The 2,650-nt window shown below is 52.9% G+C and carries 2 tRNA genes and 2 rRNA genes; all 4 read left to right on the forward strand.

Features of this window, described 5'->3' with window-relative positions:
* Positions 1 to 604, forward strand: a 16S ribosomal RNA gene (locus tag IE151_RS17545); the annotation flags it as partial.
* Positions 605 to 864: 260 nt separating this feature from the next.
* Positions 865 to 941: transfer RNA gene (locus IE151_RS17550), tRNA-Ile, on the forward strand.
* Positions 942 to 978: 37 nt separating this feature from the next.
* A tRNA-Ala gene (locus tag IE151_RS17555) sits at positions 979 to 1,054 on the forward strand.
* Between the two features lie 426 nt (positions 1,055 to 1,480).
* Positions 1,481 to 2,650, forward strand: a 23S ribosomal RNA gene (locus tag IE151_RS17560); the annotation flags it as partial.

The following is a 2,650-nucleotide window of genomic DNA, read 5'->3' on the forward strand; positions in this document are numbered from 1 at the left end:
GTGGAGCATGTGGTTTAATTCGAAGCAACGCGCAGAACCTTACCAGCCCTTGACATGCCAAGACGACTTCTGGAGACAGATTTCTTCCCTTCGGGGACTTGGACACAGGTGCTGCATGGCTGTCGTCAGCTCGTGTCGTGAGATGTTGGGTTAAGTCCCGCAACGAGCGCAACCCTCGCCCTTAGTTGCCAGCCTTTAGTTGGGCACTCTAAGGGGACTGCCGGTGATAAGCCGAGAGGAAGGTGGGGATGACGTCAAGTCCTCATGGCCCTTACGGGCTGGGCTACACACGTGCTACAATGGTGGTGACAGTGGGCAGCGAAGGAGCGATCCGGAGCTAATCTCCAAAAGCCATCTCAGTTCGGATTGCACTCTGCAACTCGAGTGCATGAAGTTGGAATCGCTAGTAATCGCGGATCAGCATGCCGCGGTGAATACGTTCCCGGGCCTTGTACACACCGCCCGTCACACCATGGGAGTTGGGTTTACCCGAAGGCAGTGCGCTAACCAGCAATGGAGGCAGCTGACCACGGTAGGCTCAGCGACTGGGGTGAAGTCGTAACAAGGTAGCCGTAGGGGAACCTGCGGCTGGATCACCTCCTTTCTAAGGAAGCGTCTTAATGTTTTTGTCCTTGTGGCGAATGCTTTTGATGCTTTATTGGAACAAGATCGGCCAAGTCAGGTCGATCGCCAGCAGCAAGAGCTGAAAGCTGCCGTCTTCGTTTCTCTTTCTTCCTCTTTTTGTCCTTGCGGCAGTTGGTTTTGCCAACGCCTCCGGACGGGGCGGTCAAACGTGACCGACGGCCAGTTGGGCTTGCGAAGCTTTGCTTTGGATGCGTCTGGTTGTTGATCTGTTTGCGTTCAGGGCTTGTAGCTCAGTTGGTTAGAGCGCGCGCTTGATAAGCGTGAGGTCGGAGGTTCAAGTCCTCCCAGGCCCACCATTGTCATGTGCTCTATTGATTGAGGGCCTAACAAATTGGGGCTTTAGCTCAGCTGGGAGAGCACCTGCTTTGCAAGCAGGGGGTCATCGGTTCGATCCCGATAAGCTCCACCATTTATGGTGTCGCATATCGGGTTGTTGTTTGCCTTTGCCTGTGCTGGAGCGCGCGGGGTGGCGGTGGCTTTATCCCGGCGTCTGTGGCCGTTTTCCCCTTGGGTGACAAAAAGAGTTGAGGAAAAACGAGTTTGCGGCTCAGCGATGGGCTGCCTGTTCTGTTTGACATTGTGAAGAGAAGGTTTGTTCGGGTTTTTAGCCACGCGGTCTATGGATTTAGGCTTTGTGAGCGAGGAAACGCCGGCATGGGACGCTCAATCCCTGCCATTATGGTTCGTCATACCCTGACGATTGGACAAACTTCGAGAAGCTGGTCTTTTCGTCAATGCTTTGATCCTTGCTGGATTATGGTGTGCCCCGCAGGCGCATCCCGGCATGTCTGGCGCTCTTTGGGCGGCCAGAAGGATGAGCATTGGCAATGAGAATGATCAAGTGTCTTAAGGGCAACTGGTGGATGCCTTGGCATGCACAGGCGATGAAGGACGTGATACGCTGCGATAAGCGTCGGGGAGGTGCGAATACCCTTTGATCCGGCGATTTCCGAATGGGGAAACCCACCTTAGATAGCTAGGAAATCAACTTTGTTGATTTCCGTTTCGGGCCAGATGGTCCGACGGCCGGTCGGCCTTGCCAAGCCTTTGGTTTGGTTGGTGCTTACTGGTTTGAGGAGACTGACAACGTTGGTTTCTAGTTATCGTTACAAGGTATCTTCATCTGAATAAAATAGGATGTAAGAAGCGAACGCAGGGAACTGAAACATCTAAGTACCTGTAGGAAAGGACATCAACCGAGACTCCGTTAGTAGTGGCGAGCGAACGCGGACCAGGCCAGCAGCAATGGTAAGAGAAGCAAAATAGTCTGGAAAGGCTAGCCATAGTGGGTGACAGCCCCGTATGCGAAATGCGAACCATTGTTCTTGAGTAGGGCGGGACACGTGAAATCCTGTCTGAACATGGGGGGACCACCCTCCAAGCCTAAGTACTCGTGCATGACCGATAGTGAACCAGTACCGTGAGGGAAAGGTGAAAAGCACCCCGACGAGGGGAGTGAAATAGTACCTGAAACCGGTTGCCTACAAACAGATGGAGCCTGAAATGGTGACATCGTACCTTTTGTATAATGGGTCAGCGACTTAGTGTAACAAGCAAGCTTAAGCCGATAGGTGTAGGCGCAGCGAAAGCGAGTCTGAACAGGGCGATTTAGTTTGTTGCATTAGACCCGAAACCGAGTGATCTAGCCATGAGCAGGCTGAAGGTTGGGTAACACCAACTGGAGGGCCGAACCCATAACTGTTGCAATAGTTCGGGATGACTTGTGGCTAGGGGTGAAAGGCCAATCAAACTCGGAGATAGCTGGTTCTCCGCGAAATCTATTTAGGTAGAGCGTCGGATTTATTCTCCAGGGGGTAGAGCACTGAATGGGCTAGGGGTCCTCACCGGATTACCAAACCTAATCAAACTGCGAATACCTGGAAGAACTGTCCGGCAGACACACGGCGGGTGCTAACGTCCGTCGTGGAGAGGGAAACAACCCTGACCAACAGCTAAGGTCCCCAAGTTATGGCTAAGTGGGAAAGGATGTGAGAATCCCAAAACA

The sequence above is a fragment of the Limoniibacter endophyticus genome (assembly GCF_014652835.1).
Lineage (GTDB): Bacteria > Pseudomonadota > Alphaproteobacteria > Rhizobiales > Rhizobiaceae > Limoniibacter > Limoniibacter endophyticus.